The organism is Arthrobacter sp. SD1074B, assembly GCF_056780195.1.
Map to the genome: position 1 here is coordinate 3,785,205 of NZ_JBRAZT010000001.1, position 26,215 is coordinate 3,811,419.

The window sequence follows — 26,215 nt, forward strand, 5'->3', positions numbered from 1 at the left end:
AGCTCGGAGGAACAGTTCCACCTGGCTCAGCGACGAACCACCCGGGAGACACCACATGACCAACTGGCGCATCAGGGATTTCCATTCGTCCGACCTCGACGGGATCCTGCACCTGTGGGAATCCCTCAAGGCCACGAATGTCGAACCGGTCTACGCCCTCTCCGAGGTCCTCGCCTCGTGCGAAAAGGACCACGCCGTCGTGGCGGTGCAGGGCGAACAGGTGGTGGGCGCCGCCGTCGGCCGCGCCGCACACGACCAGGGCTGGATCGTCTTCCTGGCCACGCTGCCCGAGTTCCGCGGCCGCGGGATCGGCACCTCGCTGCTGGCCTCGGTGGAAAGCCGGATGGCCCCGCACGGGCTGAACAAACTCTCCGCGCTGATGCCCGAGTCCGAAACCCGCGTCGAGGCGTTCCTGAGCCGCGGCTTCGTGCTGAAGAAGAACCTGCGCTATTTCGAGCGCAAAATCCCGGTGCAGCGCCAGGAACTGGAACCGCTGAGCCAGCTGGGCGGCCGGATCCTGGCCCGCGACCTCTGGGAAAACGTCGCCGGCATGCGCAACGAGAAAGAACTGCTGGAGCGCCGACTCGTGCTGCCGCTGGCCGAAGCCGACCTCGCGGACGAGTACGGCGTGGTGCCGCCGCGCGCCGTGGTGCTGTTCGGCCCGCCCGGCACCGGCAAAACGACCTTTGCCAAGGCGATTGCGTCCCGGCTGGAATGGCCCTTCGTGGAGGTCTTCCCCTCCCGGCTCGCCGCCGACCCGATGGGCCTGGCCGGCGCGCTGCGCGAGACGTTCCTGGAAATCGCCGAGCTGGAACACGCCGTCGTCTTCATCGACGAGGTGGAGGAGATCGCCTCACAGCGCTCCGGCGAACCCCCGTCCCCGCTGCAGGGCGTCACCAACGAGCTGCTAAAGATCATTCCGGCGTTCCGCGAGCAGCCCGGACGGCTGCTGGTCTGCGCCACCAATTTCATCCGTGCCTTGGACTCCGCGTTCCTGCGCCACGGCCGCTTCGACTACGTCATCCCGATCGGCCTGCCGGACCGACTGGCCCGCGAGGCCATGTGGCAGCGCTTCATCCCCGCCACCGTGGTGGACGACGTGGATGTGGAGCTGCTGGTGGACCGCACCGAAGGCTTCTCCCCGGCGGACATCGAATACGCGGCCCGGAGCGCCTCCCAGCGTGCGCTGGAGAAGGCGGTATACGACGACGACGGGGCGGCTTCCGGGGGCGGGGCATCCGACGGCGCGTCCCTCCGGGAAGCGGTCCGGAAGGGCCCGGCGACCCAGGACTACCTCGACGCGATCGCGGACACCCGGACCACCGTCAGCGCGGAGGTGCAGCAGGAATTCCTGGAGGACATCGACCTGCTGGGCCGGGTCTAGCCCTCCGGGGTGCTGTCGTAGGAGAGGTTCTCGTAGTCGGTGTCGTCGGCCTCGTCGAGCATGTCATCGAGTTCCTCAAGCAGCCAGGGGTTGATCCGGGCCAGGATCTTGCGGGTCTCCTCGACCGGGACGGCGGCGTAGAGCACGGGCCGGGCGTCGTCGTAGCGGGTGACCGGGGGCTTGTCCGGCCACTTTTCGGCCAGTGCCTTGACGCGCTCGGGCAGCGAGTTGTGGGCGTTGTCGGCGATCTTGACCAGGGTGGCATCGTGGTCTTCGGCGATGTAGCGGATTCCGGCCTGGTAGTCGTCCGGGTTTTCGTGCAGGCGCTTCGTGACGCGTTCGATGATGTCCACCGCCCGCTCGGAAACGCCCATCTCCAGCAGCGCCTGCCGCGTCATCGGGGTGTCCTCGGCGATGTCGTGCAGGTAGCCGGCAATCCGGATGTCGTCATCGAAGTCGGCCAGCGCGTCGCCGACGGCGATCACGTGCTCGCGGTACGGCCGCTTGAGCTTGTCCTTCTGCCGGTTGTGGGCGACCTCGGCGAGGACCTTCGCCGTCTCGACGGTGAAGCCCGGCTGCGGGGCGTGCGCTTCCATGAACTCTGGTTCTGACATGTTTCCAGCCTACGCGCCGTGTCCGCCCAGCCCGGGCCATACCCACGGCTCCCGCGGCAGGGCGGCCGGGTCGAATACCTCGAGCGCCTGCTCCAGCGAACCCGCCGGCAGACCCAGGGAGGCCAGCAGCGCATCCCGCACCTGGCCGGCGGGGATGCCCGCGGCGGCCAGGTCTGCGAGCGTGACCGCGCCGTCGCGCTTGGCCAGCCGGGCGCCGTCGGCGTTCACGACCAGGGGCACATGGGCATATTCCGGAACTGGAATATTCAGAAGCGAAGCCAGGTAGGCCTGCCGCGGCGTGGAGGGCAACAGGTCGTCCCCGCGGACCACCTGGTCGATTCCCTGGGCGGCGTCATCCACCACCACGGCCAGGTTGTAGGCGGTCACTCCGTCGTTGCGGCGCAAGACAAAGTCGTCCACTACCCCGGTGAAGTTGCCGTGCAGCACATCCTGGATGGTCCCCGACGTCACGGCTGCGCGGAGCCGGACCGCGGCCGGCCGCACGGCACGCCTACTGGCACGCTCGGCGTCGCTGAGGTTCCGGCAGGTGCCCGGATAGGCGCCTTGCGGGGCATGCGGCGCAGACGGCGCCTCGTGGATCTCGCGGCGCGTACAGAAGCATTCGTAGGTCAGCCCGGCCGCGGCAAGGCGGTCGATCGCGGCCGTGTAGAGGTGCTCCCGGTCAGTCTGGCGGACGACGCCGCCGTCCCAGTCCACGCCGATCGCCGCCAGATCACGGAGCTGCTCGGCCTCGGCACCCGCGCGGGCGCGGTCCAGGTCCTCGACGCGCATCAGGAAGCGCCGGTCGGTGGACCGGGCGAAGAGCCACGCGAGGATGGCGGTGCGGAGGTTGCCCACGTGGAGCACGCCGGAGGGGCTGGGGGCGAAACGTCCGGCGGGTGTCATGGCACAAGCCTATGCCGGGCAACACAAGAGCCCCTCAGCCACCGATGACTTCGGACAACCGACGTCGGGGGCTCAGGGGCTCTTGCCGTAAAGGTGTGCGGAATGACGATGCGTGAACAAGAGTCAATCAGCGGCGGGCTCCTTGCGGGATGCCTCATCCAGAGTCCGGGAGGTGTGCCGGGGAATCTGTAGCCTTCGGGCGCCGGCGGTGGCCCGCATCCCTTGTTGTCACTATTTGAGCAGAAGACATACAGTTGGTGCAACGCACACTGTGCTTACTGGTCAGACTGACCATAAGGCGCTTCGATAGTTAGCAGGAAGTGGTCAGATTGCAGCAGCTTGACGCGACGGACCGGCGAATCCTCCTCGCCCTGGACGCGGATCCCCGGGTACCCATCATGGTGCTGGCCCAAAAACTCGGTCTGGCCCGCGGCACGGTCCAGTCCCGCCTCGAGCGGATGACGGCGTCGGGCGCGCTCCGGCCGAACAGCAGCCGGGTGCTGCCGTCCGCGCTGGGCCGCGGAGTGGCGGCGGCAGTGAGCGCTGAACTGGATCAGAGCCACCTGGATGAGGCGATCGCCGCGTTGCGGAAGATCCCGGAGGTGCTGGAGTGCCACGCACCTGCCGGCGACACCGACCTGCTGATCAGGGTGGTGGCCACCAGTCCCGACGATCTCTACCGGGTCTCCGAGGAAATCCGGCTGTGCCCGGGAATTGTGCGGACTTCCACGAGCATGTTCCTGCGCGAGGTCATCCCCTACCGGACCACGGGCCTGCTGGGCGGGTGAAGTTACGGATCACACCGGCGGCCCGGTGTTTGCCTTCAGGTTCTTCATGACCAGCGTCGAGGTCAGCCGCTCGACACCGGGCAGCGAGGTCAGTTCGGCGTCGTAGAAACGCTGGTATGCCGGCAGGTCCTCCGCGATGACTTTCAGCAGGTAGTCCGGTTCGCCGAAGAGCCGCTGGGCTTCAACGATGTTGGGGTTCTCGGCAACGCGGTTCTCGAAGATCTCCATCGTGGCGCGGTCCACCTGCCGCAGGGTGACGAAGACGATCGCCTCGAAGCCGAGTCCGACGGCAGCCGGGTCGATATCAGCGCGGTAGCCGCGGATCACGCCCGAGGACTCCAGCTCGCGGAGCCTGCGGTGGCACGGGGCAACGGTCAGACCGACCTTTGCCGCGAGCGCCGTCGCAGTCATTCGGCCATCATCCCGGAGGTGGCGCAAAATGTTTCTATCAACATGGTCAATCACGCAATAATCGTAGCGTCGACGCGGGTCGCCGGGCGAAAGCAGTAAACACTTATGGGCCGGGAATTCCTAGGCTTGCTTCTGTACCCCCAGCGTCAGGAGACCGCCGTGAACCCCCAGCTCTTTCTCGCTTTTGTCGGCGTCGCCGTGGCACTCGCCTGCACGCCGGGAGTGGACTGGGCCTACTCCATCGCGGCGGGGCTCAAGGACCGCAGTTTCGTGCCGGCCGTTGCCGGGCTGTGCGGCGGGTATGTGGTGCATACGGCGTTACTGGCCGCCGGGCTGGCCGCCGTGATCACCGGCCTGCCCGGGCTCCTCGGGTGGCTCACCGTGGCGGGCGCGGCGTATCTGTTGTGGCTGGGTGCCAGCACGGTGCGTTCGTGGCGGGGCGCCAGCTTCGGCGGGGAGCCCGCCGCGGGCCCGCAGCTGGCTGCCAATCAGTTCCGGGTCTTCCTGCAGGGCGTGGGCACCAGCGGCATTAATCCGAAGGGACTGCTCTTCTTCGTCGCCCTGGTCCCGCAGTTCGTCAGCCCGGACGCCGCTCTTCCGGTGCCGCTGCAGTCCGGCCTGCTGGGCCTCACCTTCGTCCTGCTGGTGGCCGTCATCTATAGCTGCGTGGCCCTGCTGTCCCGGAAGCTCCTGCACTCCCGGCCCGGCGCCGCCCGGCGGGTGACCCTGGCAAGCGGAGTGATAATGGTGGCACTGGGCCTGGTGCTGCTGGCGGAGCACTTGGTGCCGCTGGTCGCAGGGATCGCCTGACAGTAGCCCTCAGGCATCTGCCCAGACGGGATTATTCACCGTTCAACTGCTTCCATTCCTGTTCCCAGAGCCTGCGTTCTTCCACGTCTTTGCGGATGACTTCGAAGGTTTCGAGCTGGGCAGGCCGGCCACGCAGCCAGTCGCGGGGATTGAGTGATTTGCGGCCGCTATCCAGGAGCAGCAAAGCGCGGTCCGTCAGGGCATCATTACGGAGCACCAGGTGGGTCTTCCGCCGCCGGAGAACCTCCTTTAACGCTGCCTGGGAGGCCGTAGCCGCACCAAGGCGGCGAAGGGACCGGGCGCGGATCAGGAGCAGCGCGGCCGAAAGGTCATCGGCATTCAGCAGCCCCTCCGTCCAGACGACCACTTCCTTGTCCCGGCCCATCGAGAATGCAACAGAGCACCGGGCCAGGGCCGCGGGCAGCGACGGCGGCAGCGACGTTACGGTTTGCAGCGCTGCCTCGAGGTGGCCTGTCTCCCGCAGGGAGTGCGAAAGTGCCAGGAACACCGCTTCCTCGCTGAAGAGAACCGGAACCTCGATGCGCTCGGCGACTTCGACGCGGGTAACCACACGGGTCAGATAGCCGGACGCGAACTGATTGGCGTCGTTGTCGTTCCCGGTGCTGAGTCCCCGCTGGAGGAGCTCCGAGGCACGCAGATAGCCGCCCTGCTTGTGCGCCAGGAGCCCGGCCAGAACATAGCAAAGCCCGGCCCACCCGGGGTAGGCGCGGCCCAACGCGATCAGCCGGTTGGGATCGGTGTTGTGGAAGGTCGCCTCGTACACCGCCTTCGCCGCCTTCCCGGGCATCCGCTTAAGCCGGGGGGTGGCGCCGTCCACGCTGAGCAGCGCACCGTTCCGGCCGCCAAGGGCCGTGTGCAGGACGCCGCCGACGCCGTCTGCGATGTCGCGCACCGGCGTGCGGACGTGCGCGCCGCCGAACGGGGTGAGGTCGCGGGTGTCGCGATAGATGGGTCCTCGGGACTGTCCGGCGCTCATTCTTCCATGCTAATAGTGCACCGTTGGCAGCCGGCGGACGGGCTAGCTGGCCGCCGCCACCCAGACGCCGATCACCCAGGTGCTCGCGGCCAGGCAGCCCAGCACGAACTCGGCGATCATCCCCAGGCCCGTGGCCTTCAGCGCTGCCCAGCTGGAGGCCACCGCCGTGCGCCAGACGCGGGTGCGGTGGAATTCGCTGAGCAGCAGGCCGGCCGCGAAGCCAAGGAACAGCCCCACCACCGGGATGAGGAACATGCCCACGACGCCGAGGACCAGGCCCGTCACGACGGAACGGCCGGGGATGCTGTGCTGCTTGAGCTTCCGGCCGGTCAGCACGGCGGAGGCCGCCATTCCCGCCAGGACCAGCACCAGCCCGATTCCGAAGACCACCCAGCCGGCGGTTCCGGCACCTCCCCAGAGGGCCCACGCCAGCAGGCTGAGGCCGATCAGGATACTTCCGGGCAGGACGGGGATGATGATGCCTGCCACGCCCACCAGGATGGCCAGGCCGCAGAGGATCGTCACGACGACTTCGGGGTTCATCGGCCCAGTCTACGGCCGGGCGGGTGCCAGGCCCGGGCCGGGCGCCGTTACTCCGCCTCCACCGCCGCGGCGACGGCGGCCGAGACTGCCGGGGCGACCCGCGGGTCCAGGGGGCTCGGCACGATGTAGTCGGCCGAGAGGTCATTCTCGGCCAGTTCGGCAATGGCGCGGGCCGCGGCGAGCTTCATCGCCGGGGTGATACGGCGGGCGCCGGCGTCGAGGGCGCCGCGGAAGATGCCCGGGAACGCCAGCACATTGTTGATCTGGTTCGGGAAGTCGCTGCGGCCGGTGGCGACGACGGCCGCATACTTGGCGGCGACCTCCGGCAGGACTTCGGGATCCGGGTTGGAGAGGGCAAAGACGATCGCGCTGTGGTTCATCAGTTTCAGGTGCTCCTCATCCAGCCGGGAGGAGGAGACACCGATGAACACGTCCGCGCCGAGGAGGGCCTCGCCGGGGCCGCCGGCCACGCCGCGGGGGTTGCTGCGCGCGGCGAGCTGGGCCTTCTTGCTGGCCGGGTCCGCGGCAATATCCGTGCGGTCCCTGTTGATCACGCCGCGGGAGTCCAGCAGCACGACGTCGTCGATGCCGGCGGCCAGCAGGATTTCGGCGACGGCGATCCCGGCGGCGCCGGCGCCGGAAACCACCACGCGGAGCCCCTCAAGCCCGCGTGCCGTCACCTTCGCGGCGCCGGTGAGCGCGGCGAGGACGACGACGGCCGTGCCGTGCTGGTCATCGTGCATGACGGGGCAGTCGAGGGCTTCGATCAGCTTTTCCTCAAGTGCGAAGCAGCGCGGAGCCGAAACGTCCTCGAGGTTGACCGCGCCGAAGCTGGGCCGCAGCCGGACCAGCGTCTCGACGATTTCGTCGACGTCGGTGGTGTTGAGCACCAGCGGGATGGAGTCGAGGTCGCCGAACGCCTTGAAGAGCGCGGACTTGCCTTCCATGACCGGCAGCGAGGCGCTGGCGCCGATGTCGCCCAGGCCCAGCACGGCGGTGCCGTCACTGACCACCACCACGAGGCGCTGCGCCCAGGTGAGCGTCTTGGCGAGTTCCGGGTTGGCGGCGATGGCGCGGCTGACCTGCGCGACGCCGGGCGTGTAGGCGATGGACAGATCGCGCTTGCTGGCGAGCGGGACGGTGCTGGCGATGGAGAGCTTGCCGCCCTGGTGGGAGGCGAAGATCTCCTCGTCGCTGAGCGCTGCTAGCGGCGCCTCTGCGGCTCCGTTGGGGGAAGTGGGATCGGCGGGAATGATCGTTTCAATGGACACGTCGTTGTCTCCTGGGGCTCACCGTGGGCGTACGGCGCTTGGCTACTGGGCACAGGGGTGCCGAGGATGGGTCTGGGGGAGGAACTTCGGGGCGGGCCCGGGGGTGGCGGGCCGGCGGTGAAGCTCCCGGAAGTGCTGGCGCTGGCGCCGCTCCGGTTCTGCCATCGTAAACAATGCCGTTCCCGCGGGGGGATTCGGGCGGACATATTCCGGTAACTGGTCTAGACCGACTGCGCGGCGCCGCGGCCCCGGGCCAACAGCGAACAGGCCTTCTTCAGGTCTTCCTCGGCTTCGAACAGCGAGAGCCGGCGGCAGCGGACGGACTGGACGAGGCCGGTGACGGTCAGCAGCAGCACCCTGGAGACGGCGGTGTCGCCGCTGACCTCCGTCACCGCTTTCTCCGCCGTCGCATCGATGTCCCGGAGCAGGTGCGTGGTGTCCGTGTCCTTGGCATATACCGCGCGGTTCAGGCATTGCTCCACCGCGGGTTGCATGAGGCGCATGTGGAAGATTTCCATCACCACGCCCACGAGGGCCTGCACGGGGATCCTGGCACCGGCCGGCCGGTCGCCGAGGTGCAGCTCGCCGAGCTGGTTGCGGTAGAGGGCCAGCATCAGCTGCGTCGAGGAGGGGAAGTAGCGGTACAGGGTTCCCAGCGGCACGTCCGCCCTGGCCGCCACCTCGGAGAGGACCACGGAGTCGATCCCCTTGCGGGCAAAGCCGGCCGCGACCTCGAGAATCTGCGCATAGCGCCGGCGCTGCCGGGGCAGCGTGGGCGGCGGGGCCATTGGCGGAAGATCCGAAGGGAATTCAGGCATCAGCAGCGTTCCGGGGTCGTCTTTCTCGGCAACCGGGAGGGTTAGTCCACAGCGCTGCCGCGGCAATCCCGTCCACTATACGGCACCGCACGGGGCGGTTTGCCAGTCAAGCGGGCGCCCCGGACGGCCTAGTCCACGCCCTTGATCTTGACCACGAAGACCGCACCCAACAGGCCGATCACCGCGGCTGCCACGTACAGCGAAACGTACCCGCCCCAGAGGGCTACGAAGGGGTACGCGATGAGCGGCGCGAGCACCTGCGGCAGCGAATTGGCGATGTTGATGACCCCCAAGTCCTTGCCCCGGCTCAGCGCGGTGGGCAGCACCTGGGTGATCAGGGCGAAGTCCACGGCCAGGTAGCAGCCAAAGCCGATGCCCAGCACGGCTGCGCCCACCAGGGCGCCGGGCCAGGTCGGCGCGAAGGCCAGGATCAGTGCTGCCAGCGCGATGATGACCGAAGAAAGTATGACGAGGGGTTTGCGCCGGCCCATCCGGTCACTGATCGGCCCACCGATCACACTGGTAATGATGACCATGACCGCGTATAGGCCGGTCAGGATCAGGACGCCGAACTCCGCCTTCATGCCCTGCGTCTCGGGCAGCTGCACGGCATCCGTGAGGAAGAACAACAGATACAGCGTCACCATGTGGTTGCCGATGTTCACGAGCAGGCGGGTCAGCCACGCCCACGCGAAATCCGGGTAACGGGCCGGGGAGATCCAGAAGCTGCGGGCAAATTCGCCCAGCCGGAACGGCGGCCGCCCGTGCCGCGGCAGCGCGACGTCGTCGTTCTTAAAGAAGTACAGCACGACGCCGGCCAGCAGCGCCGCGGCGCACAACGCGTAGCCAACCGCAAAATTACCTGACGCGACGGCGGCGATGACCGCGCCGATCAGGATGCCCACGGTCTGGCCCATCGCCGCCAGTCCTCCGACGGTGCCGCGCTGTGGCACCGGCACCCGGTCCGGGATCGCGGCGGTGATGGCGGCATAGGCGCCGTTGCAGCCTGCCTGCACGAGGCACCAGAGAATGGTCATAACGGCGACGTTCGGTGCGCCGGCCAGCGCGGTCAGCGCGGCGGCGCCGAGGATGGCGCCGAACAGGACCCACGGCACCCGGCGGCCGCGGCGTGCGGCGGTCCGGTCGCTGAACGCGCCGAACAGGGGGTTGGCCACCAGCGATACGGCCGCGCCCGCCCCGGTCACGAGGGCCAGGATTGCTTCCTTTTCCCCTTCGTTGAAGGCCGCCGCCTGCTGGCCAAGCAGCACCTGCAGCGGGCCGAAGAACGCCGCGTTGATGCCTACGTTGACCAGGACCACTCCCGCAGTCCAGGCCGGGCCGACGCGGCGCTCCGGCTCGGCAAGGGCCCCCGCGGCGGCTGGCCCGGCGGCGGCACCCTGGCTGGCACCGGAGGCCGGAACGGCGCCCGGCAGATCGGACAGGCTCATGTGGTTCCCCCGGAACGGATGACTGAAGCTGATGATCAGTGGGGGCCCAGACTATCGTGGGCTTCAACGCTCATCAGCTCTTTGCCAGCAGGAGGAGAACCCATGCCGGACACCCCGCCACACCCCGTCAATACCGCCGACCTCTACGACGAGCGGGGCGAAGAGCTGGACTCCCTCTCCCTTCAGTTCCAGTCGCTGGGCGGTCAGACGCACTTCAGCGGCCCGGTCCGGACCGTCCGCTGCCTTGAGGACAACGCCCTGGTCAAGGCCACCCTGGCCACGCCGGGGAACGGCGCCGTCCTGGTGGTCGACGGCGGCGGATCGCTGCGCACCGCGCTGATGGGTGACCTGATTGCGGCGAGCGCCGTCGACAACGGCTGGGCCGGCGTCGTGATTAACGGCGCCATCCGGGACCGGGTGGCGGTCGCCGGCCTGCCGCTCGGGGTGAAGGCCCTCGGCAGCAACCCGCGCAAGAGCGCCAAAGACGGTGCCGGGGAGACCGACGTGGAGCTGGAAATCGACGGTGTGGCCATCCGACCGGGCCAGCTGATCTGGTGCGACCCGGACGGGATCCTGCTGGAACGGTGACCCGTGGCGGGCCCCCGCGACGGCGGTGGCCAGGGGAAGAGTATCGGCGGGAACAAAGCAGGCCCTAAGATAGTTACTGAAAGCAACCTTCCTGCTTGACCCTAAAACTTCCCCTCGGAGCAGTCATGTCCAAAACCACGTCCTCTCGCCTGCCCGGAGAGGTCCTGACCCACCGCCAGACCATCACCGTCATGGTGGGCCTCATGCTCGGCATGTTCCTGTCCTCGCTGGACCAGACCATCGTCTCCACGTCGATCTACACGATCGCGAATGACCTGGACGGCCTCTCGCTGCAGGCCTGGGCGACGACGGCGTACCTGATCACGTCCACTGTGAGCACGCCGCTCTACGGCAAGCTCAGCGACATCTTCGGCCGGCGCCCTCTGTACCTCGCGGCGATCCTGATCTTCCTGGCCGGCTCGCTCTACGCCGGCTCGGTCCACTCGATGACCGAACTCGCGATTGCCCGCGGCATCCAGGGCATGGGCGCCGGCGGCCTGCTGGCCCTCGCCTTGACCATCATCGGCGACATCGTGGCCTTGAAGGACCGGGCCAAGTTCCAGGGCTACTTCATGTCGGTCTTCGGCATCTCTTCAGTGCTGGGACCGGTGATCGGCGGTGCATTCGCCGGGTCCGCCAACATTCTGGGCTTCGACGGCTGGCGCTGGGTGTTCTTCATCAACATCCCGATCGGCCTTGCCGCCCTCGCCGTCGTCTTCCTGTACCTGCACCTGCCGGCCAAGCACCTCAAGCAGAAAATCGACTACTGGGGCGCCGCCGCCATCACCCTGGCGATCGTCCCGCTGCTCCTCGTCGCCGAACAGGGGCGCACCTGGGGCTGGGCCTCCACCGGCGCCTTCCTTTGCTACGGTCTCGGCGTCTTTGGCATCATCGCGTTCCTGCTCGCTGAAAAGCGTGCCGGAGACTACGCCCTGATCCCCCTCCGGTTGTTCCAGAACATCACGTTCGGACTCTCCTCGCTGCTGAACTTCATCATCGGCGTTGGCATGTTCGGCGCGATCGCGATGCTGCCGATGTACCTCCAGCTGGTCAAGGGCCTTACCCCCACCGAGGCGGGCCTGATGATGATCACCTTCACGGTGGGCATCCTGACCGGTTCCATCACGGCCGGCCGGACCATTTCGGCGTCCGGCACGTACCGGATCTTCCCGATCCTGGGCACCGCCGTGCTGACCGCGGCCGCCGTCGTCATGGGCCTGTCCCTCGGGGCGGACACGCCGCTCTGGGTCCCCGGCGCGATCGCCGTGTTCTTCGGCCTGGGCCTGGGCTTCTGCATGCAGCCGCTCACCCTCGCCATGCAGGTCTCCGTCCCGGCCAAGGACATGGGCGTGGGTACCTCCTCCGCCGCTTTCTTCCGCTCCATGGGCGGCGCCGTGGGCACCGCGGTGTTCATCTCGATGCTGTTCAGCCTCGCGGCGGACAAGATTGCCACCGGGATGAAGGACGCCGCGCAGAACGCCGACTACCTCAAGGTCCTCAAGGACCCCGCCGTGGCGGGCGATCCGGCGAACGCCAAGCTGTACGAGTTCTTCAAGAACGGTGCCAGCAACGATTCGCTGAACGACACCAGCTGGCTGCACACCGCCAACGCCACCCTGACCCGGCCGATCACCGAGGGTTTCGCGCACTCGATCGACGCCGTAATGCTCACCGCTGCCGTCCTCACCGGCATCGCCTTCCTGATCAGCTTCGCGCTGCCGAACAAGAAGCTCACCGATCCGAAGGCCGCCGCCCAGGAGTCTGTCCCCGCGCACTAGCCGCACGCAACGGCGCGTCACGGCAGGCAGTCTTTTGGACTGCCTGCCGTTTGCGTTTCCTGTCAGGACGCGGCCGCCGGTGCCCGACGGCGTCGAAAACCTGCTCCGCACGACGCCGACGGCGGCCAGACCGGCGGCATAGCCAGCGGCGTGGCCGGAATTGTAAGCTTGCTCTCATTTAGCTGCCCTGTGACATGCACCGCGGCGGGGCCGGTGTAAGACTGGGTAGTTGCGGCGTGAGCCGTGGACCACGAATTGCCGAGGGAGCCATATGACCACCACCCAGGACCAGACCGTCGCCAAGATCCCCAAGCGGGTCATTTGGCTGGCCGTGGCGGGCGCCGTTGGCGGCTTCCTCTTCGGCTTCGACTCCTCTGTTGTTAACGGCGCAGTCGACGCCATCAAGGACGAATTCGCGCTGAGCGAGGCCGTGACCGGCTTCGCCGTCGCCGTCGCCCTGCTCGGCTGCGCGGCGGGGGCCTACCTGGCCGGCAAGGTCGCGGACCGTTACGGCCGCATCCCCGCCATGAAGATCGGTGCCCTGTTGTTCCTGGTCAGCGCCTTTGGCACCGGCTTCGCCCTCGGCGTGTGGGACCTGATCTTCTGGCGCCTCATCGGCGGCCTGGGCATCGGCCTCGCGTCGGTGATTGCCCCCGCCTACATCTCGGAGATCTCGCCGCGCCACGTGCGCGGCCGCCTGGCTTCGCTGCAGCAGCTCGCCATCACCACCGGCATCTTCGCCGCACTGCTCTCCGACGCCGTGTTCGCCAACTTTGCCGGCGGCGCCGACCAGGACCTGTGGTTCGGCGTCGAAGCCTGGCGCTGGATGTTCATCGCCGGTGCCGTCCCCGCGGTCGTCTACGGCTGGATCGCCTTCACCCTTCCCGAGTCGCCGCGGTTCCTGGTATTCAAGGGCAAGGACGAGGAAGCCCTCAAGATCTTCGCGTCCATCGCCCCGGACGAGGACACCGACCGCCACCTGCGCGACATCAAGAAGGCCATCGAAGAGGACAAGCTCGCCGGCCAGAAGGGGTCGCTGCGCGGCAAGGCCCTGGGCCTGCAGCCGGTGGTATGGATCGGCATCATCCTGTCCGTGCTGCAGCAGTTCGTCGGCATCAACGTGATCTTCTACTACTCCACGACGCTCTGGAAGGCCGTGGGCTTCCAGGAGAAGGATTCGCTGACCATCTCCGTGGCCACCGCGATCACCAACATCCTGGTGACGCTCGTGGCCATCGCACTGGTGGACCGGATCGGCCGGCGCCCGATCATGCTGGCCGGCTCCATCGGCATGGCCGTCTCGCTGTCGACCATGGCCTTCGCCTTCGGTTCCGCGACCGGCAGCGGCGACGCCATCACGCTGCCCGGCGCCTGGGGCCCGGCCGCCCTGGTGGCCGCCAACGTCTTCGTCATCAGCTTCGGCGCCTCCTGGGGTCCGCTGGTGTGGGTCTTGCTAGGCGAGATCTTCCCGTCCCGTATCCGCGCCCGCGCCCTTGGCCTGGCTGCGGCGGCCCAGTGGATCGCGAACTTCGCCATCACGCTGAGCTTCCCGGTAATGGCGGCGGCCTCGCTGCCGCTCACCTACGCCATGTACGCCTTGTTCGCGGCGGCGTCGTTCTTCTTCGTGATGTTCAAGGTGCCGGAAACCAACGGCATGGCTCTGGAGCACGCGGAGACGCTCTTTGTCCCGAAGGGCTCCGCCAAGAAGTAGCCCCTTAGCGCCCGTCACAGAGGCGCGAACGTACACTTGAGGCCCATGTTTCCGCGGAAACATGGGCCTCAAGTGTACGTTCGCGCTTTGGTGGGGCGGAGTTAGACCAGGTGCGGCTCGTGCGAGCTCAGGTACCGACGCCCGCCGAGGACCACCGCGATAGCCAACACCATGGCGACCGCCGCGGCGAAGAACGGAACCTGCGGCCCGAAGTGCTCGCCCAGCTGGGCCGCGGCGAATGGGGCCAGCGCCCCGCCCATCCAGCGCACGAAGTTGTACCCGGCCGAAGCCACCGGCCGCGGCGAATCCGAAACGCCCATGGCCAGCTCGGTATAGATGGTGTTGTTGACCCCCAGCAGCGCGCCCGAGGCCACCACCAGCACGACGACGGCGGGCACCGAATGCCCCGCGGCCAGGCCGAGGCCGACCAGGTCCAGGAGCAGCAGCGCCAGCGTGCCGGCCAGGACCCGGACCGCCCCGAACCGGCGCTGCAGCGCGGGGGCCACGAAGACCGAGAAGACCGCGACGGCGACGCCCCAGCCGAAGAACACACCGCCGATCCCGTAGGCATCCATCCCCAGGATGAACGGCGTGAAGGCGAGGATGGTGAAGAAGCCGTAGTTGTAGAACAGCCCGCTGGCCGCCGTCGTCCGCAGCCCCTTGTGGCTCAGCGCCAGCAGCGGGTCCCGGAGCCGGACCTTCCGTTCCGGCAGCGGGGTCTTGGGCAGCAGCGCGATCAGCGCGACGAAGGCCGAGGCCATCAGCACCGCGGTGCCGAAGAACGGTGCGCGCCACTGCCAGCCGCCGAGCAGGGCACCCAGCAGCGGGCCGAGCGAAATACCCAGGCCCAGCGCGGCCTCGTAGAGGATGATGGCGGTCCCGGCGCCACCGCTGGCGACGCCGACGATCACGGCCAGGGCGGTGGCCACGAAGAGCGCGTTGCCCAGGCCCCAGCCGGCACGGAATCCGACCAGTTCGTTGACGCTGCCGGAGAAGCCGGACAGCGAAGCGAACACCACGATGATGGCCAGGCCGGCCAGCAGGGTGCGCTTGCCGCCGATCCGGGAAGAGACAAACCCGGTGATCAGCATGGCGATCGCGGTGACCATGAAATAGCTGGTGAACAGCAGGGACACCTGGCTGGGGGTGGCGTCCAGGTTTTTGGCGATGGCGGGCAGGATAGGGTCCACCAGCCCGATCCCCATGAAGGCGAACACCGCCGCCAGGGCCGTCGCCCAGACCGCCTTGGGCTGTTTGAGTAGTGAGGCCTTCTCGGCCTCGAGGGTTGATGCTGCTTCCGGCGCGGGCGCCGTGAGCTGGCCGTCCATGGAGGGCGCTCCTCTTGTTGTGGTTCGTAATGTGGTTGTCCCTGCCGGGCCGGGTGCCCGGCTGTGAGGGGGCCTGGCTGCGGGGATTCCTGCCTGTCAGGGCTGCAGGGTCTCGTTGATCTTGCCGATCACCGGAATGGCGGCCGCGAGTGCATGCCGTTCCCCGTCCGTGAGTGAGCCGAGGATCCCCGCCATTACCGCGTTGCGGCGGGCATTGGATGATTCGACGGCGGCATGGCCCTCCGGCGTGAGCCTGACCCGGACGGCGCGGGAGTCAGCCGGATCCGTCTCCCGCCGGACCAGCCCGGCCCGTTCCAGCTTGATGATCTGCTCGGTGGCGCTCGGCACCTTCACGCCGAGGTTGCGGGCAATCTCGCCCACCCGCACGCCGCTGGCTTCGTCACTCCCGTCCGGGGTGTCCAGCAGCATCTTGAGCGTACTGAGCTGCGCGGCACTGAGTTCGCCGTCGGCGTCCAGGCGCCGCACGAGGTAGATGCTGTGGCGAAGGGCCTCCCGGAAGTCCCGGGAGAGGGAGAGCAGGCCGTCGTCCGGCAGCGGATTGTCACTCATACTTAGGGAGCCTAACAGTTAGGCGCCCTAAGAGTCAATGGCAGGCTGCTGGAGCAGGATCTTCATGCCCTCATGACTGGCCGTGAACCCCAGCTGCTCGTAGAAGCGGTGCGCCGACGTCCTTGATTTGTCCGTGGTGAGCTGCATCAGCGAACAGCCCCGGCGGCGCGCTTCCCCAAGCGCCCACTGCACCATGGCGGCGCCGACGCCCTGGCCCCGCAGTTCGCCGGCGACGCGCACGGCCTCAAGCTGGGCACGCCACGAACCGCGGCGGGCCAGGCCGGGCAGGAAGCTGAGCTGGAAGGTCGCCACCACGCGGGACCCGGCTCCGCCGGCCGGATCCAACTCCCCGACCAGCAGCAGGTGGGCCGGGTCGGCGTCGATCGCCGCAAACGCCGCCTCATACGGCGCCGGATCCGTCGGGTCCTCACGCGAGGAGCCCAACTGGTCGTCGGCGAGCAGCCGAAGAATAGCGGGCAGGTCCGCCCGGGCTGCGGGACGCAACCGGAACATCCCGGCGTCGACGCCGATTGCTAGCAGGACTGTCGGGTCGGCTGAATTCGGAGGCACCCGCCCAGCTTGCCATGACGCAAGGGTGACACGTTCGAGAAGGCAGCCAGGTCCCCGAGCCTGTACCTTAGAAAGGCTGATTTGTAACCGCCGTCACCAATACGGCGGACCACACTAAGGATTGTTGACATGCCCGAACAGACAACCGCGGAGCAGAGAACTGCCTCCAGCCGCGACACCGAGCCCCACCTTGCACGCTCGCTGAGCAACCGGCACATCCAGCTCCTGGCCATCGGCGGCGCCATTGGCACCGGCCTCTTCATGGGCTCCGGCAAGACCATCTCCGTCGCCGGACCGTCCGTGATCTTCGTGTACATGATCATCGGCTTCATGCTGTTCTTCGTGATGCGCGCCATGGGCCAGCTGCTGCTGTCCAACTTGAGCTACAAGTCCTTCAGCGACTTCGCCGGCGACCTGTTGGGCCCCTGGGCGGGCTTCTTCACCGGCTGGACCTACTGGTTCTGCTGGGTGGTCACCGGCGTGGCCGACGTGATAGCGATTGCCGGCTACGCCGAGCAGCTCTGGCCCGGGGTCCAGCTGTGGGTCCCCGGGATCGCCACCATCATCATCCTGCTACTGCTGAACCTGCCGACCGTGAAGGCCTTCGGCGAGACGGAGTTCTGGTTCGCCCTCATCAAGATCGTGGCCATCGTGGCACTGATCGCGGTTGGCCTGGTCATGATCTTCACCGGCTTCCAGTCCAACGCCGGCACCGCGGGCTTCAGTAACCTGTGGAGCCACGGAGGCCTGTTCCCCAAGGAATTCATGGGCTTCGTGGCCGGCTTCCAGATCGCCGTGTTTGCGTTCGTGGGCATCGAGCTGGTGGGGACCGCCGCGGCCGAGACCAAGAACCCGGAGCACAACCTGCCCCGCGCCATCAACGCCATCCCGCTGCGTGTCATGCTCTTCTACGTGGGCGCGCTCATCATCCTGATGTCCGTCACGCCGTGGACCGGCTTCAAGGCCGGCGAGAGCCCGTTCATCGCCATGTTCTCTCTCGCCGGCCTCGGTATGGCCGCCACGGTGGTGAACCTGGTGGTGCTGACCTCCGCGATGTCCTCGGCCAACTCCGGCATCTACTCCACCTCCCGGATGGTCTACGGCCTGGCCAACGACGGCGATGCCCCCAAGCTGTTCGGCCGCCTCTCCAGCCGCAAGGTCCCGCAGAACGCCCTGTTCCTGTCCTGCGTGCTGCTGCTCGCCGGTGTTGCGCTGCTGTACGCGGGCAAGGACGTGGGCGTGGCCTTCGATATGGTCACCACTGTGTCCGCCGTCTGTTTCATGTTTGTCTGGAGCATCATCCTGGCCAGCTACCTGGTGTTCCGGAAACGCCGGCCGGAGCTGCACGCGGCGTCGACATTCAAGATGCCCGGCGGCATTCCGATGGTGTGGGTGGTGTTCGCCTTCTTCGCGTTCCTCATCTGGGCGCTGACCACCCAGCCGGACACCTTCGTGGCCCTGCTGGTCACGCCGCTCTGGTTCGCCGTCCTGGGCGCCGCGTTCGCCGTCGTCCGCCGCTCGCCGCTGCACCAGGCGCGGGTGGCCGACTGGAAGGCGATGTCCGACGCCGAGACCGCCACGGCCAGTCGCGTCTGACGCTCCCGCAGCTCCTGCACGTCCGGGGCCGACGCTCCCGCAGCTCCTGCACGTCCGGGGCCGACGCTCCCGCAGATTCGCGGCTTTAAGGATGGGCCCTCCCTCACATCATGTGAGGGAGGGCCCATCGTTTTCCGGCCAAAGGTGAGGGAGCGTCGGCCGGAATGGTGCAGCAGGTGCGGGAGCGTCCGGCTAGACGGCGGCCTTGGCTTCCTCGACGAGGGCGCAGACGGCCGGGAAGAGCGGGTGCTCCGCCTCCAGGCCGGTGATCTTCGTCGTGGCGTCCTCCGGAGTGGAGGAGTTCAGGATCTGCGCCAGCTCCACGGCCTCGGCGTCGGCCGGGTCGTTGAAGCGCAGCGCGGCGGCGATCGCGCCAAGCAGCGCCTCGGGAACGATCCCGCGTTCGGCCAGCTCCGCCGCGGGTCCGATGAAGCGTTCGTGCCGGCTGAGTTTCCGCAGCGGTGCCCGCCCCACCCGGTTCACGGTGTCCGGAAGGTGCGGGTTGGAGAACCGGCCAAGGATCTTCTGCACGTAGGCTTCCTGTTCCTCGCGGTTGAAGCCGTGCTTGGCCACCAGCAGTTCCTTGGTCTCGTCCAGCACGGCGCGCACGTCCGCGGCGACGTCCTGGTCCGCCATGGCCTCGGAAATCTTGGCGAGCCCGGCCTCGAAACCAAAGTACGCGGCCGAGGCGTGCCCGGTGTTCACGGTGAACAGCTTCCGCTCGATGTACGGGGCCAGGTCGTCCACGAAGGTCGCTCCAGGGATGACCGGTTCCTTGCCCGCGAACGGCGTCCGGTCGATGACCCACTCGTAGAACGTCTCCACCGTGACGTCCAGGCCCTGCCCGGCCTCCTGGTTGGGCACAATCCGGTCCACCGCCGTGTTGGCGAACACGGCGGCGTCGTCCAGGGAGCCGGCGGCCGGATCCCATTGGGCAGCAATTTCGGACTTCAGGATGTCGGTCGCGTTGATGGCGTTCTCGCAGGCCATCACCTGCAGCGGCGCCAGCCCCGCCGCGCGGGCCGCAATACCCTTGGCGATCACGGGCGCCACGAACTTGAGGATGTGCGGGCCCACCGCGGTGGTGACGATGTCCGCCGTCGCGATTTCCGCGACGACGTCGGCTTCCTGGGTGCCGGAGTTCAGCGCGCGGAAGTTGTCCACCGTCCGCACGGCGGGGCTGTCCCCCACCTCGTGGACCTGGTAGCTGTCCGCCGCAGCGAGCTGGGCGATGAGGGCGTCCGCGACATCCGCGAACACCACCTCATACCCGGCATCGTGCAGCAGCAGCCCGACGAATCCGCGGCCGATGTTTCCGGCTCCGAAATGAACAGCCTTCACTAGGAATTAACCTTTCCGAACAGGTCGAGCACTTCATCGACGGTGGTGGCCGCCTCCAGCTGCGCGACCTGTGCCTTGTTGGTGAAGACCTTGGCGATCGAGGACAGGATCTGCAGGTGTTCGTTGTTGATGCCGGCGACGCCGACGACGAACTTGACCTCTTTGCCGTTCCAGTCGATGCCGTTCGGGTAGCGGATCACCGACACCGCGGACTTCATGATGTGGTCCTTGGCGGCGTTGGTGCCGTGCGGGATCGCGAGGTAGCTGCCCATGTAGGTGGAGACGGATTCCTCGCGCTCGTGCATCGCGTCCAGGTAGCCGGCGTCGACGGCGCCGCGCTCCAGCAGCAGCCGCCCCGCCTCGTCGATCGCGGCGTCACGGGTGGTTGCCGTGCCGCTGAGGACCACACTGTCGGCCACGAGGATCCCGGACGGGCCGGACCCGGTGCCGGCGTCCGGCGCCGCCTCGGCGTCCGAAGCGACGGCCGCGCCCGCGGCCTCTCCAGCCCCCGCGTCCATGGCACCGGAGGCGTCAACCGGCGCGTTGCTGGTCCGGACCAGTTCCACGATCTCGTCGTACCGCGGCGAGTTCATGAAGTTGTCCACCGAGACGTGGACCGCACTGGACGTCGCGGGCTTGGCCCGTTCGGTCAGGTCCTGGTGCGTGATGACGACGTCGTAGGTGTCGCTCAGGTTCGCGATCGCGGAGTTGGTGACCTTGACGTCCGGGTAGCCGGCAGCCTTGATCTTGTTCCGCAGCACCGAGGCGCCCATGGCACTCGAGCCCATGCCGGCGTCGCACGCGAAGACAATGCTCTTGACCGGACCGGCCAGCACCGCGACGCCGCCGGCACCGGCTCCGGCACCCACGAGGGCGGAAGAAACGGAGCTCTTCTTGCCCTTCATGGTTTCCATCCGGGTGGTGGCGGCGCCGAGCTCATCGCCCTCGACGTCCTTGCTGGACTTGAGGATCACGGAGGCGATCAGGAAGGACACCGTGGCGGCCAGCAGCACGGACAGGGCCACGCCGAAATAGCTGTCCGGCGGAGTCGCAGCGAAGACCGCTAGGATGCTGCCCGGGGCGGCCGGGGAGCGCAGGCCCGCGCCGGTCAGGACGAGGGTGAAGATACCCGTCATGCCGCCGCCGATCGCGGCGAGGATGATGATCGGCTTCATCAGCACGTACGGGAAGTAGATTTCGTGGATGCCGCCGACGAACTGGATCAGCGCTGCACCGGGGGCCGAGGCCTTGGCCATGCCCTTGCCGAAGACCATGTAGGCGAGCAGGATGCCCACGCCCGGGCCAGGGTTGGCCTCAAGCAGGAACAGGATGGACTTGCCCTGGGCGAGCGCCTGTTCGGTGCCCAGCGGGGTCAGTATCCCGTGGTTCACGGCGTTGTTCAGGAACAATACCTTCGCGGGCTCGATGAAAATGCTCGTGAACGGAAGCAGTCCGTTGTTGACCAGGAATTCGACGACGGCGCTGGCGCCGGTGCTGAAAGCTTTCACCACCGGACCGATCACCAGCATGCCGAAGATGGCCATGCCAGCGGAGACGATGCCCGCGGTGAAGTTGTCGATCAGCATCTCAAAGCCGGGCTTGACCTTGTTTTCCCAGAGGCTTTCGATCTTCTCCATGATCCACGCCGTCAGCGGCCCCATGATCATGGCACCGATGAACATCGGGATGTCCGTTCCGACGATCACGCCCATCGTGGCGACGGCGCCGACCACGCCGCCACGCACACCGTAAACCATGCGCCCGCCGGTGTAGCCGATCAGGAGCGGCAGCAGGTAGGTGATCATCGGACCGACCAGCTTGGCCAGTTCCTCGTTCGGGGTGAAGCCCGCCGGGATGAAGAAGGCGGTAATGATGCCCCAGGCGATGAAGGCCCCGATGTTGGGCATGATCATGCCGGACAGGAAGGTGCCAAATTTCTGGACGCCGACCCGAACGCTGGTCCGGGGTTTTGCAACTGTCTCTGTTGCCATGTGATTTCCTAACCGTGATTCCTGCTGCACCGCAGGATTGTCCGATATTTTCGACGAGCTAGCTGGTGGAACTGATGGAGATCCGGTGAAGCCATTCGAGAAAGAGCTTGAGTTCAGAGCTGGACAGCTGGTCCGAGTGTGAGGCCTGCAGCGCCGCATTCAAGGCGATAGCCGCCACCACGACCGGGGATTTCCCGGAGTCCTCCGGCCCGGCTTCCCGGGCCTGCTCGGTGGCGACGGCAAAAATCATCGCGTCACGGGTCATGGCGGAGAGCTCAAGGTTGCGCTCCGGCGCCTTCTCCGTGATGAGCATGAGGGTCACGCCCACGTTGGCGGCCAGGATGCTCCGCGCCGCTTCCCTGGGCGGGACACTGAGCTGGCCGGCGACGGCGGCCTTGTTCAGCATCTCCTCCATGAGCGCCTCGGCGTCGGCGACGACGGCGGGACGGCTCTCGGGCCGGATATTGCCGAACATCACGAGGTACAGTTCCGGCTGTTTGAGCCCGAACTGTACGTGCTGGTCCCACATCCGCCGGATATCCTCCAACGGCTGCCCGGACGGCGCAATGTCGCGTTCGCCGGCCACGTATTCCTCGAAGCCGGCCGCCACGACGGCGTCGAACAGCCCTTCCTTGTCACCGAAGTGGTGGTAGAGGGTGGGGGCGGTGACGCCCGCCAGCTGCGTGATTTGGCGTGTGGAGACCGCCGCTCCCCCGGATTTGGCCAGCAATCCGGCCGCTGCACGCAGCAGCCGGATTTTGGGTGGCAACTGGCCATCGATACTCATAGCCGCTACCCTAGCACCTATAGCAACGCTATATGAAGTGCATCACATACACTTTTTTCAGGTGCCGCACATTGCCGGTTGACGTAGCGGACAGCCGCAGGAAATCTAGGATCTAGGCGTTCAGTGGCGGCACCTGAACTGACTTACTGGCTCACGGCAGAGAATGAGGACTTTCAGTGCAGAACTTCCAAGGAGTAGGCGTCAGCCCCGGCCGGATCATCGGCACCATCCGCCAGATGCCGAAACCGGTCAGTGAGCCTGCGGCGGGCGAGCAGCTGCCGGCCGGCGTTTCCGCCGAGGAGGCGACGGCGGCGCTGAAGGCGGCGGCGAAGGCTGTGCACGATGAGCTCAAGGCCCGGTCCGAGACGGTCAGCGGCGACGGCAAGGCGGTGCTGGAAGCCACGGCGCTGATGGCCACGGACACCATGCTGCTGAAGTCCGCCGCGAAATTGATCGGCCGTGGCACCTCCAACCAGCGCGCCATCTGGGAAGCCGGCGCCTCCGTCTCGGAAATGCTGCACAACCTCGGCGGCTACATGGCAGAGCGCGCCACCGACGTGCTGGACGTGCGGGCCCGGATCGTGGCCGAGCTGCGCGGTGTGCCCGCCCCGGGCATCCCCTCCTCCACCAGCCCGTTCATCCTGATTGCCGAGGACCTGGCCCCGGCGGACACCGCGACGCTCGATCCGGAGAAGGTGCTGGCACTGCTCACTGCCGGCGGCGGACCGCAGTCCCACACCGCGATCATCGCCCGCTCCCTCGGCCTGCCCGCCGTCGTCGCCGCAGCCGGCGTCGACGCCTTGCCGGACGGCACGGAGGTCTATGTCGACGGCGCGGCCGGCACCATCACGGCGGAGCCCGACGAGACCCAGCGCGCCGCCGCGGAGCACTGGGCCGCCACCGCGTCGCTGCTGGCGGACTTTGACGGCAACGGCGCGACGGCGGACGGCCACCTGGTGCCGCTGCTGGCCAACGTCGGCGGCGCGAAGGACGCGGTGGCCGCGGCCGGGCTCAACGCCCAGGGCGTCGGCCTGTTCCGGACCGAGTTCTGCTTCCTCGAGCGCGACACCGAACCCTCCGTGGAGGAGCAGGCCGCCGCCTATAAGGGCGTCTTTGACGCCTTCCCCGGCAAGAAGGTGGTGCTCCGGACCCTGGACGCCGGGGCGGACAAGCCGCTGCCGTTCCTGACCGACGCCACCGAGCCGAACCCGGCCCTCGGGGTCCGCGGCTACCGGACCGACTTCACCACGCCGGGGGTGCTGGAACGCCAGCTGCAGGCGATCGCCCTGGCGGAACATGAGTCCGAGGCGGACGTCTGGGTGATGGCGCCGATGATCTCGACGGCGGAGGAGGCCGCCCGGTTCGCGTCCCTCTGCGCCGCGGCGGGGATCAAGACCCCCGGTGTCATGGTGGAAGTTCCGTCCGCCGCACTCACGGCGGAGGCCATCCTCCGGGAGGTGTCCTTCGCGAGCCTGGGCACGAACGATCTCACCCAGTACGCCATGGCCGCCGACCGGCAGCTGGGCCCGCTGGCGGCGCTGAACACCCCGTGGCAGCCGGCCGTGCTGCGGCTCGTGGCCCTCACGGTGGAGGGTTCCGCCGCGGAAGGCCACGGCAAACCGGTCGGTGTGTGCGGCGAGGCTGCGGCGGATCCGGCCCTCGCCGTCGTGCTGACCGGACTGGGCGTCACCACCCTGTCCATGACCGCGCGGTCCATCGCTGCGGTGGCCGCGGTACTGAAGACCGTCACCCTCGCCGAGGCGCAGGAGCTCGCCAAGCTGGCCCTGTCCGCCCCGAGTGCCTCCGAGGCGCGCGCCTGGGTCCGGGCCAAGCTGCCGGTGCTGGAAGAACTGGGCCTGTAACCAGAGGGCGTGCCCCCACCCGGGGCGCTAGGATGCACTCCATGACACTGATAGCTCCCCGGGTAACGGCCGGACTCCCGGCCGAGGATGCACAAAAACTCCAGTACGCGCTCACCGGCAGCAACGACATCACTGTCTTTGTGGATGGCACCGTGCACCGCCTGCCGCCCGCGGCGAGGGACGCCGTCGTGGACCTGCTGGGCCGGTTCAGCCGGGGCGAATCAGTCACGGTCGGCAGCGTGGAGGAAATGCTCACCACCTCGAAGGCGGCAGAGTTGGCGGGCATCTCGCACACCTACCTGCGGAACATGACGGACCGGGGCGAGATCCCGGTCGAATACCGCGGCACGCACCGGCGGATCCGGCTGGCCGACATCATGGCCTGGCTGGAAACCCAGAAGAAGAAAACGGCCGCCGAAAATGTCTCCCCCGGGGCCGCCGGCGGCGGTGAAGATGACGGCGGCGCGGATGCTTCGTGACGTGCTTCGTGACGGCGTGATAAGGATCAAACAACGATCCCGGCCCAGCGCGGAAACGCGGAGGAGGCCGGGGTTACGCTTGAATTGTGGGTAAGTTCAGAGGGTGGCACATCCTGGCCGGCATCGCCGCCATGGTGCTCACAGGCATCCTCGGAACCGTGATGGGGCTGAACAACACGGCGGCCTTCATGGCCAGTTGCGTCGCGTTCGTGGCCGTAGCCCTGTGGACCGACAGCCGGCTATCGCGCCGCAGGCGGGACATAGCTCGGGAGACAGCGCAGGACGCGCCGCGCGAATCAGCGCAGGACGCACCGCGGGAGACGGCCATCCGGGACGACCCCTAGCCCTGGGGGCCCTGAATCCCCGCCTAGATCCTTGGCCGTTCGGCCCAGCGCCTAGCCTTCAGCGCCGCATGCAGTTCCAGCCGCACCATTCCCTTGAGCGGATCGACGCCCAGCACCTGCCGGATCCGGCCGAGCCGGTTGTAGATGCTGCTGCGGTGCAGATGCAGTTTGGCCGCCACTTCCTGGACCGAACTGTCGTTGTCGTAGAAAAGCTCCAGCACCGGCAGCAGTTCACCGTTGCGGTCGTGGTCCTCCAGCATCCGGAAGTACACCGAACCCGCGTCCGCCCAGGCTCCCGCCCCGCCGCCCGCCGAGGCCAGCAACTGGTAGAGACCGGTGGCGCGGCAGTCCACCAGCTCGCCGAGCTGGGGGTCCACGGCCGCGGCCTGCGCCGCCTGGCGGGACTGCCGGTACGCCTCGGCCAATTCCCGCGGCCGGGAGAAGCCCTCGGAGGTGCCCAGGATGATGCGTCGGACCGGGCGGCCGGCGCGCTTGGCCAGTTCCAGCTGGTAGTGGACCAGCACCTGGGCGTGGTCGGCCCGGCCGGTGGATTCCTTGAACAGCACCACCGCGTGGGTCTCGGTCCCGGCGCTGAACAGTGCCGCGTCCACGCCGATGGTCGCCTGCAGCGCGGCGGAACGGTGGATCAGCGTGGACGCGATCGGGTCGGAGCCCTCGGCCCAGCCGTCGGCGTCGAGCACGGTGACCAGCTGCCACGGCCCCCGGCCCTGCACTTCCTTCCAGCCCGCGACGGCGGCCACGGCGTTGGGTTCGCCGCGGCAGGCGGCGAGGAACTCCTGTTCGCGCCGGCGGCGGAACTCGGATTCGGCGGTGTTGGAATCCAGGAGCAGGGCGGAGAGCTCCTCCAATTCGCGCGCCACGTCCGGCAGCTGGGACAGGACGGTACCCGCGGTGGGTTCCTCGGCGTCGAGCTGCACCCAGAGGTAGCCCACCCGGAACCCGCGGACCAACAGCGGGACGCACACGCGTCCCAACATTCCCAGCTCCTCGTTGGCCGGCACGACGACGGGGCGCACCGCCGTCGCGATGCCGTGCGAGAGCTGCCAGGCGCTGACGTCCGCCGCAACGCGCTTGCTGAGCAGGAAGTTCACCCGGACCCGGTCCGCGTGGGACTGGTTGGAGCTGTAGGCGAGCAGGACGCCGTCAAGGTCTTCGAGCGAGAGCCCGCGGCCGAGCCTGAGGGCCACACGCTCCACGAGCTGCTCCACGTCCTGCTGCTGCATGCTGCAACACTACTGCCCCGCCGGCCGCGGCGACGA

25 protein-coding genes are annotated in these 26,215 nt (G+C 67.9%); 10 read left to right on the forward strand and 15 right to left on the reverse strand.

All coding sequences use genetic code 11. The features are described from left to right. Nucleotides 1-55: 55 nt before the first annotated feature. Nucleotides 56-1,384 carry an ATP-binding protein gene (locus tag ACUYM2_RS17600; protein WP_481601229.1) on the forward strand — a complete coding sequence of 443 codons (1,329 nt, stop codon included), beginning with the start codon at nucleotides 56-58 and terminating at the stop codon, nucleotides 1,382-1,384. On the opposite strand, the gene ACUYM2_RS17605 is transcribed toward ACUYM2_RS17600, so the two are convergent. Together ACUYM2_RS17605 and gluQRS are read right to left on the reverse strand one after the other, a co-directional pair. After that, complete coding sequence (locus ACUYM2_RS17605) at nucleotides 1,381-1,998, reverse strand: HD domain-containing protein (protein WP_481601230.1); 618 nt, start codon at nucleotides 1,996-1,998, stop codon at nucleotides 1,381-1,383. The genes ACUYM2_RS17600 and ACUYM2_RS17605 overlap by 4 nt on opposite strands. A 9-nt stretch (nucleotides 1,999-2,007) precedes the next feature. Beyond that, a complete protein-coding gene (gene gluQRS, locus ACUYM2_RS17610) occupies nucleotides 2,008-2,904 on the reverse strand; it encodes a tRNA glutamyl-Q(34) synthetase GluQRS (protein ID WP_481601231.1) in 897 nt (298 codons plus the stop codon). Between the two features lie 329 nt (nucleotides 2,905-3,233). Here gluQRS and ACUYM2_RS17615 point away from each other — a divergent pair, with 329 nt between their 5' ends. Further along, a complete protein-coding gene (locus tag ACUYM2_RS17615; RefSeq protein WP_481601521.1) occupies nucleotides 3,234-3,692 on the forward strand; it encodes an Lrp/AsnC family transcriptional regulator in 459 nt (152 codons plus the stop codon). A gap of 9 nt (nucleotides 3,693-3,701) precedes the next feature. On the opposite strand, the gene ACUYM2_RS17620 is transcribed toward ACUYM2_RS17615, so the two are convergent. Then, a complete protein-coding gene (locus ACUYM2_RS17620; RefSeq protein ID WP_481601232.1) occupies nucleotides 3,702-4,157 on the reverse strand; it encodes an Lrp/AsnC family transcriptional regulator in 456 nt (151 codons plus the stop codon). A 105-nt stretch (nucleotides 4,158-4,262) separates the two neighbouring features. Here ACUYM2_RS17620 and ACUYM2_RS17625 point away from each other — a divergent pair, with 105 nt between their 5' ends. After that, nucleotides 4,263-4,913 carry a LysE family translocator gene (locus tag ACUYM2_RS17625; RefSeq protein ID WP_481601233.1) on the forward strand — a complete coding sequence of 217 codons (651 nt, stop codon included), beginning with the start codon at nucleotides 4,263-4,265 and terminating at the stop codon, nucleotides 4,911-4,913. Nucleotides 4,914-4,944: 31 nt separating this feature from the next. On the opposite strand, the gene ACUYM2_RS17630 is transcribed toward ACUYM2_RS17625, so the two are convergent. From ACUYM2_RS17630 to ACUYM2_RS17650, 5 genes are all read right to left on the reverse strand, one after another. Then, nucleotides 4,945-5,910: a hypothetical protein gene (locus ACUYM2_RS17630; RefSeq protein WP_481601234.1), complete on the reverse strand. Its 966-nt coding sequence runs from the start codon at nucleotides 5,908-5,910 to the stop codon at nucleotides 4,945-4,947. A gap of 42 nt (nucleotides 5,911-5,952) precedes the next feature. Then, on the reverse strand, nucleotides 5,953-6,453 hold the full coding sequence (locus ACUYM2_RS17635; protein ID WP_481601235.1) for a DUF456 domain-containing protein: 501 nt from the start codon (nucleotides 6,451-6,453) through the stop codon (nucleotides 5,953-5,955). Nucleotides 6,454-6,500: 47 nt separating this feature from the next. Then, nucleotides 6,501-7,724: an NAD(P)-dependent malic enzyme gene (locus ACUYM2_RS17640; protein ID WP_481601236.1), complete on the reverse strand. Its 1,224-nt coding sequence runs from the start codon at nucleotides 7,722-7,724 to the stop codon at nucleotides 6,501-6,503. A 221-nt stretch (nucleotides 7,725-7,945) separates the two neighbouring features. Then, nucleotides 7,946-8,542, reverse strand: coding sequence for a TetR/AcrR family transcriptional regulator (locus ACUYM2_RS17645; RefSeq protein WP_481601237.1), 597 nt, complete (start codon nucleotides 8,540-8,542; stop codon nucleotides 7,946-7,948). 128 nt (nucleotides 8,543-8,670) lie between these two features. Beyond that, a complete protein-coding gene (locus ACUYM2_RS17650; RefSeq protein WP_481601238.1) occupies nucleotides 8,671-9,990 on the reverse strand; it encodes an MFS transporter in 1,320 nt (439 codons plus the stop codon). Nucleotides 9,991-10,092: 102 nt separating this feature from the next. On the opposite strand from ACUYM2_RS17650, the gene rraA reads away from it, so the two are divergent. The 3 genes from rraA (at nucleotide 10,093) to ACUYM2_RS17665 (ending at nucleotide 14,067) form a co-directional block, all read left to right on the forward strand. Next, nucleotides 10,093-10,578 (forward strand): ribonuclease E activity regulator RraA, encoded by a 486-nt coding sequence (gene rraA / locus ACUYM2_RS17655; RefSeq protein WP_481601239.1) that lies wholly within the window; start codon nucleotides 10,093-10,095, stop codon nucleotides 10,576-10,578. Nucleotides 10,579-10,703: 125 nt separating this feature from the next. Then, nucleotides 10,704-12,356: an MDR family MFS transporter gene (locus ACUYM2_RS17660; protein WP_481601240.1), complete on the forward strand. Its 1,653-nt coding sequence runs from the start codon at nucleotides 10,704-10,706 to the stop codon at nucleotides 12,354-12,356. 271 nt (nucleotides 12,357-12,627) lie between these two features. After that, nucleotides 12,628-14,067, forward strand: coding sequence for a sugar porter family MFS transporter (locus ACUYM2_RS17665; RefSeq protein WP_481601241.1), 1,440 nt, complete (start codon nucleotides 12,628-12,630; stop codon nucleotides 14,065-14,067). 101 nt (nucleotides 14,068-14,168) lie between these two features. Here ACUYM2_RS17665 and ACUYM2_RS17670 read toward each other — a convergent pair whose 3' ends face one another. The 3 genes from ACUYM2_RS17670 to ACUYM2_RS17680 all read right to left on the reverse strand — a co-directional run bounded on the left by ACUYM2_RS17670 (nucleotide 14,169) and on the right by ACUYM2_RS17680 (nucleotide 16,478). Next, a complete protein-coding gene (locus ACUYM2_RS17670) occupies nucleotides 14,169-15,395 on the reverse strand; it encodes an MFS transporter (RefSeq protein WP_481601242.1) in 1,227 nt (408 codons plus the stop codon). 96 nt (nucleotides 15,396-15,491) lie between these two features. Then, the gene (locus ACUYM2_RS17675; protein ID WP_481601243.1) at nucleotides 15,492-15,965 is read right to left on the reverse strand and encodes a MarR family winged helix-turn-helix transcriptional regulator; all 474 of its coding nucleotides are present in this window, start codon (nucleotides 15,963-15,965) and stop codon (nucleotides 15,492-15,494) included. Between the two features lie 27 nt (nucleotides 15,966-15,992). After that, nucleotides 15,993-16,478 (reverse strand): N-acetyltransferase family protein, encoded by a 486-nt coding sequence (locus tag ACUYM2_RS17680; protein ID WP_481601522.1) that lies wholly within the window; start codon nucleotides 16,476-16,478, stop codon nucleotides 15,993-15,995. A 186-nt stretch (nucleotides 16,479-16,664) separates the two neighbouring features. Between ACUYM2_RS17680 and ACUYM2_RS17685 the strand changes: the two genes are divergently transcribed. Further along, entirely contained in the window at nucleotides 16,665-18,131 is a 1,467-nt protein-coding gene (locus ACUYM2_RS17685; protein WP_481601244.1) for an amino acid permease, read from the forward strand. Nucleotides 18,132-18,323: 192 nt separating this feature from the next. On the opposite strand, the gene ACUYM2_RS17690 is transcribed toward ACUYM2_RS17685, so the two are convergent. From ACUYM2_RS17690 to ACUYM2_RS17700, 3 genes are read right to left on the reverse strand one after another with little or no spacing between them, the layout of a single operon-like run. Further along, nucleotides 18,324-19,472: a mannitol-1-phosphate 5-dehydrogenase gene (locus tag ACUYM2_RS17690; protein WP_481601245.1), complete on the reverse strand. Its 1,149-nt coding sequence runs from the start codon at nucleotides 19,470-19,472 to the stop codon at nucleotides 18,324-18,326. Continuing rightward, nucleotides 19,472-21,463, reverse strand: a complete 1,992-nt coding sequence (locus tag ACUYM2_RS17695) for a PTS mannitol transporter subunit IICBA (RefSeq protein ID WP_481601246.1) — start codon at nucleotides 21,461-21,463, stop codon at nucleotides 19,472-19,474. Before ACUYM2_RS17695 ends, ACUYM2_RS17690 begins: the two co-directional genes overlap by 1 nt. A gap of 58 nt (nucleotides 21,464-21,521) precedes the next feature. Next, nucleotides 21,522-22,250, reverse strand: coding sequence for a TetR/AcrR family transcriptional regulator (locus ACUYM2_RS17700; protein WP_481601247.1), 729 nt, complete (start codon nucleotides 22,248-22,250; stop codon nucleotides 21,522-21,524). Between the two features lie 176 nt (nucleotides 22,251-22,426). Here ACUYM2_RS17700 and ptsP point away from each other — a divergent pair, with 176 nt between their 5' ends. The 3 genes from ptsP to ACUYM2_RS17715 all read left to right on the forward strand — a co-directional run bounded on the left by ptsP (nucleotide 22,427) and on the right by ACUYM2_RS17715 (nucleotide 24,935). After that, a complete protein-coding gene (ptsP, locus tag ACUYM2_RS17705; protein ID WP_481601248.1) occupies nucleotides 22,427-24,112 on the forward strand; it encodes a phosphoenolpyruvate--protein phosphotransferase in 1,686 nt (561 codons plus the stop codon). A gap of 41 nt (nucleotides 24,113-24,153) precedes the next feature. Next, nucleotides 24,154-24,591 carry a helix-turn-helix domain-containing protein gene (locus ACUYM2_RS17710; RefSeq protein WP_481601249.1) on the forward strand — a complete coding sequence of 146 codons (438 nt, stop codon included), beginning with the start codon at nucleotides 24,154-24,156 and terminating at the stop codon, nucleotides 24,589-24,591. A gap of 86 nt (nucleotides 24,592-24,677) precedes the next feature. Continuing rightward, nucleotides 24,678-24,935, forward strand: coding sequence for a hypothetical protein (locus ACUYM2_RS17715; protein WP_481601250.1), 258 nt, complete (start codon nucleotides 24,678-24,680; stop codon nucleotides 24,933-24,935). 23 nt (nucleotides 24,936-24,958) lie between these two features. Here ACUYM2_RS17715 and ACUYM2_RS17720 read toward each other — a convergent pair whose 3' ends face one another. Further along, nucleotides 24,959-26,179, reverse strand: coding sequence for a PucR family transcriptional regulator (locus tag ACUYM2_RS17720; RefSeq protein WP_481601251.1), 1,221 nt, complete (start codon nucleotides 26,177-26,179; stop codon nucleotides 24,959-24,961). Between the last annotated feature and the right edge of the window lie 36 nt (nucleotides 26,180-26,215).

What these genes read in the sequence shown, in the direction of transcription:
- ACUYM2_RS17600 (WP_481601229.1), top strand. Translation starts at nt 56, where the DNA reads ATGACCAACTGGCGCATCAGGGATTTCCATTCGTCCGACCTCGACGGG.
- ACUYM2_RS17605 (WP_481601230.1), bottom strand. Translation starts at nt 1,998, where the DNA reads ATGTCAGAACCAGAGTTCATGGAAGCGCACGCCCCGCAGCCGGGCTTC.
- gluQRS (WP_481601231.1), bottom strand. Translation starts at nt 2,904, where the DNA reads ATGACACCCGCCGGACGTTTCGCCCCCAGCCCCTCCGGCGTGCTCCAC.
- ACUYM2_RS17630 (WP_481601234.1), bottom strand. Translation starts at nt 5,910, where the DNA reads ATGAGCGCCGGACAGTCCCGAGGACCCATCTATCGCGACACCCGCGAC.
- ACUYM2_RS17635 (WP_481601235.1), bottom strand. Translation starts at nt 6,453, where the DNA reads ATGAACCCCGAAGTCGTCGTGACGATCCTCTGCGGCCTGGCCATCCTG.
- ACUYM2_RS17645 (WP_481601237.1), bottom strand. Translation starts at nt 8,542, where the DNA reads ATGCCTGAATTCCCTTCGGATCTTCCGCCAATGGCCCCGCCGCCCACG.
- ACUYM2_RS17650 (WP_481601238.1), bottom strand. Translation starts at nt 9,990, where the DNA reads ATGAGCCTGTCCGATCTGCCGGGCGCCGTTCCGGCCTCCGGTGCCAGC.
- rraA (WP_481601239.1), top strand. Translation starts at nt 10,093, where the DNA reads ATGCCGGACACCCCGCCACACCCCGTCAATACCGCCGACCTCTACGAC.
- ACUYM2_RS17660 (WP_481601240.1), top strand. Translation starts at nt 10,704, where the DNA reads ATGTCCAAAACCACGTCCTCTCGCCTGCCCGGAGAGGTCCTGACCCAC.
- ACUYM2_RS17665 (WP_481601241.1), top strand. Translation starts at nt 12,628, where the DNA reads ATGACCACCACCCAGGACCAGACCGTCGCCAAGATCCCCAAGCGGGTC.
- ACUYM2_RS17670 (WP_481601242.1), bottom strand. Translation starts at nt 15,395, where the DNA reads ATGGACGGCCAGCTCACGGCGCCCGCGCCGGAAGCAGCATCAACCCTC.
- ACUYM2_RS17675 (WP_481601243.1), bottom strand. Translation starts at nt 15,965, where the DNA reads ATGAGTGACAATCCGCTGCCGGACGACGGCCTGCTCTCCCTCTCCCGG.
- ACUYM2_RS17680 (WP_481601522.1), bottom strand. Translation starts at nt 16,478, where the DNA reads ATGTTCCGGTTGCGTCCCGCAGCCCGGGCGGACCTGCCCGCTATTCTT.
- ACUYM2_RS17685 (WP_481601244.1), top strand. Translation starts at nt 16,665, where the DNA reads ATGCCCGAACAGACAACCGCGGAGCAGAGAACTGCCTCCAGCCGCGAC.
- ACUYM2_RS17695 (WP_481601246.1), bottom strand. Translation starts at nt 21,463, where the DNA reads ATGGCAACAGAGACAGTTGCAAAACCCCGGACCAGCGTTCGGGTCGGC.
- ACUYM2_RS17700 (WP_481601247.1), bottom strand. Translation starts at nt 22,250, where the DNA reads ATGAGTATCGATGGCCAGTTGCCACCCAAAATCCGGCTGCTGCGTGCA.
- ACUYM2_RS17710 (WP_481601249.1), top strand. Translation starts at nt 24,154, where the DNA reads ATGACACTGATAGCTCCCCGGGTAACGGCCGGACTCCCGGCCGAGGAT.
- ACUYM2_RS17720 (WP_481601251.1), bottom strand. Translation starts at nt 26,179, where the DNA reads ATGCAGCAGCAGGACGTGGAGCAGCTCGTGGAGCGTGTGGCCCTCAGG.